Origin of the sequence: Lutibacter sp. (assembly GCF_040883305.1) — a bacterium.
Taxonomy (GTDB): Bacteria; Bacteroidota; Bacteroidia; order Flavobacteriales; family Flavobacteriaceae; genus Lutibacter.
Genome location: NZ_JBFLKT010000407.1, coordinates 1 through 3267, shown reverse-complemented (window position 1 = coordinate 3267; position 3267 = coordinate 1). Strand labels below are relative to the sequence as shown.

3 protein-coding genes and 1 pseudogene are annotated in these 3267 nt (G+C 29.5%); 2 read left to right on the top strand and 2 right to left on the bottom strand.

Annotation, left to right across the window (positions count from 1 at the left end):
- Positions 1 to 711: pseudogene (locus AB1Z17_RS13215) on the bottom strand (hypothetical protein); the annotation flags it as partial.
- A gap of 108 nt (positions 712 to 819) precedes the next feature.
- Here AB1Z17_RS13215 and AB1Z17_RS13210 point away from each other — a divergent pair.
- Positions 820 to 1305, top strand: a complete 486-nt coding sequence (locus tag AB1Z17_RS13210; RefSeq protein ID WP_368052240.1) for a TlpA family protein disulfide reductase — start codon at positions 820 to 822, stop codon at positions 1303 to 1305.
- Between the two features lie 7 nt (positions 1306 to 1312).
- Complete coding sequence (locus AB1Z17_RS13205; RefSeq protein ID WP_368052239.1) at positions 1313 to 2950, top strand: DUF6029 family protein; 1638 nt, start codon at positions 1313 to 1315, stop codon at positions 2948 to 2950.
- On the opposite strand, the gene AB1Z17_RS13200 is transcribed toward AB1Z17_RS13205, so the two are convergent.
- The coding region (locus tag AB1Z17_RS13200; protein WP_368052238.1) for an RsmG family class I SAM-dependent methyltransferase at positions 2947 to 3267 on the bottom strand (321 nt) is incomplete at its 5' end. The two genes, AB1Z17_RS13205 and AB1Z17_RS13200, sit on opposite strands and share 4 nt — an antisense overlap.

Sequence of the window (3267 nt, the reverse complement as noted above, 5' to 3'; positions counted from 1 at the left end):
TGAAGAATCTGTAGATCCTCTATGAATGGCCACAGGAACGGCAGTACTTAATTGTGCTTCTACAAGCTCAATACCATATGCAACTCTTGGACAATAACCGCACCAAGTGCCTGTATAATCTTCAATTAATACCTTTTGTTTGTATCCAGTCATTAAATTAACTTCATTACTGTTAAAACTATTATAAGTAGCTGTAATTTTTTGATTTCCTCTTTTAGAAGGCGTATATTTTTTGCCAGATATTTCAACCCCATCAACAAAATAGGTAGCCTCATTTGTAAAATCTGTTCCTTCATTTCCAACTGCATAAAATGTAACTACTTCTCCTAATAAAATTTCATTAGAGGAACTAGAAACAACAATAGAACTCAATGTATTCGCAGCTTTAATTTTTACATAAATACTTGGGCTTATGAATCCATTATATTCAGCACGAATTGCAAAATTTCCATCTATTATAGGAGTGTAAGCTGACCCAGAAATTACCGAATTATTAACATAGATAGCGGCAGTTGAAGTTAAATCTATATTTAAATTATTTTTTACTGTAAAGGTTAAAGTTTCGCCTAAATCTATTTCAGATTTATTTGAGGTTATTGAAATTGAAGTTACTTTATCATCTTCTATAGTATCATCAGAAGAGCCACCACATGAACTTACTAGAAAAGCAAGACTTAGTATTAAGAAACTAAATAAATGATTTGTTTTCATAAAGTTATTTTGTTTTGATACAAATATAATTTTTTTAAAACTTCTAATTTATTATTGTTAATTTTTTATTTAAAAGCATTAATATTGTGGAAGAAACTTCAAAAAATTATGAAAAAATTCATAGTATCTTTAGGTACCTTATTTTATTGTTTATTTAGTTATTCTCAAAATTCTTTACCAATATTAAAATTGAAATCTCTAGATGGAACTATTGTATCTACAGAAAATCTATCAGAAAAAGATGAGGTTTTAGTCATTTTATTATGGGCAACTTGGTGTGTTCCGTGTATAAATGAACTCGATGCTATCCAAGAAAATTATGCTGATTGGCAAGAAGAAACAAATTTTAAATTAATAGCAATTTCTATTGATAATGCACGAACATCATCGAGAGTTAAACCACTGGTTAATGGTAAAGAATGGGGTTATGAAATATTATTGGATACAAATCAAGATTTTAAAAGAGCAGTAAACGCTAATACGGTTCCATATGTTTTAATTGTAAAAAATAATAAAATTGTATATTCTCATATAGGTTATACTCCTGGAAGCGAGATAGATTTATATGAAAAAGTTAAAGAATCTGCACAATAAATATACTATGAAAAAAATAATTTTAATTATTATTTTGGTGTTAGCATTTCAAGCATATTCACAAGAAAATTGGTTTAGTGGAAGTTTTAATTCAAATGCACAGTATTATTTAGATGATGATAAAACCGGTGATTTTAATGAAGATAATAGATTTCGATCAAATAACTACCTAAAATTAGATGCTAGATTTAATAATTTTACTTTCGGAATTCAGATTGAAAGTTATGCTCCGCAAGCTATTTTAAATTTCGCCCCAACTTTTAATAAAAAAATTGGATTAGGAAATTACTATGCAAATTATAGAACTGAGAAATTGGATATTACTGCTGGTCATTTTTATGAACAATTTGGTAACGGATTAATTTTAAGATCTTGGGAGAACAAAGAACTAGGAATTAACAATGCTTTAATTGGTGGTAGAATAAAATATGCTCCATTAAATTATTTACAATTAACAGCGCTTTATGGAAAACAACGCAAAGGGTTTGATGTTTCTGATGGTGAGATTTTGGGGTTTGATACTGAGTTGAATATTTCAGATCTATTTAAATTGAAAGAATCATCAATAAACGTTGGATTTAGTGCCGTTAGCAGAATTCAAGAAATTGAAAACGCAGCACCAAATTTTAATAAAAACACCAATGCTTTTTCTGGAAGGTTAAATTTTTCTAAAGGAAACATCTACACGAATATAGAATATGTGATAAAAAGTGAAGATGCTTTAGTTGAATTTAAAACGGTTAAAACCGATAATTTAGCAACAGGAAACGCACTTGTTTTTAATACTGGTTACTCAAAAAAAGGGTTTGGGATAGATGCTACTTTTAGAAGATTAGAGAACATGAGCTTTTTTTCGGATAGGGAACAAGAAGGAAATATATACAACCAACAGGTTTTAAATTACATTCCAAGTTTAACAAAACAACATGATTACAGCTTAACCAATATTTATGTTTACCAAGCTCAACCTAAATTATCTTACAATCCAATTGGTAAATCAGGCGAAATTGGAGTTCAGTTCGATGTGTATTATAATATTAAAAAAGGATCTTCCTTGGGTGGGAAATACGGAACAAAACTAGCTTTTAATTACGCAACATGGTATGGGTTAGATGCAGAATACAATATAGTTGACAGAACATATTCATCTGAATTTTTAAGTTTTGGTAAAAAATATTTCACAGATAGAAATCTAGAAGTTAGAAAAAAATGGTCTAAACAATGGGCTTCTATTTTTACGTTTACCAATTTATTTTATAACAAACGTTATGTTGAAGAGACAGTAGGAAATGTTAATGCCACAATTTTAGTAGCAGAATCTACCTATAAGATAACCCCCAAAAAATCTGTTCGATTTGAAGCGCAACATTTATGGACTAAAGAAGATAAGAAAAATTGGTGGGGTGGTACTATAGAATACAACCTATCACCAAAAATAGCATTCTTTGTAACTGATTTATATAATTACGGTAATGTTGTTAAAAAAATTCATTACTACAATATTGGAGGTAGTTATACAAAAAACACAACTCGTATTGGTTTAAATTACGGAAGACAACGTGGAGGTTTATTATGTGTAGGTGGAATATGCAGAGTTGTTCCAGAATCAACTGGATTTGGAGTAACAATATCCACTTCTTTTTAAGATTTCTTTCGTTTATATTTTAAAGGAATATGAACCACTTTTTTTGTTTCAAAAAACGGGTCTTTAAAATAATCTGTCAAATCGTAAAGTGTTGCACTTGGAAAATTTGCCAATTCGTCAGTTAAATCGCCACCTTTTAAATATAAAATGCCGTTTTTAATTTCGTGATGCTGTTTTTTAGCAATTTTTTTGCGGGTCCATGCTACAAAATCATCCATTCTAGTTACAGCTCTGCTTACAATAAAATCGAATTCACCTTTTACATTTTCAGCTCTAATTTGTTCGGCTTTTACATTTTTCAACCCCAAAGCATCGGC

Coding starts and splice junctions, on each gene's coding strand:
- AB1Z17_RS13210 (WP_368052240.1), top strand. CDS start 820: ATGAAAAAATTCATAGTATCTTTAGGTACCTTATTTTATTGTTTATTT.
- AB1Z17_RS13205 (WP_368052239.1), top strand. CDS start 1,313: ATGAAAAAAATAATTTTAATTATTATTTTGGTGTTAGCATTTCAAGCA.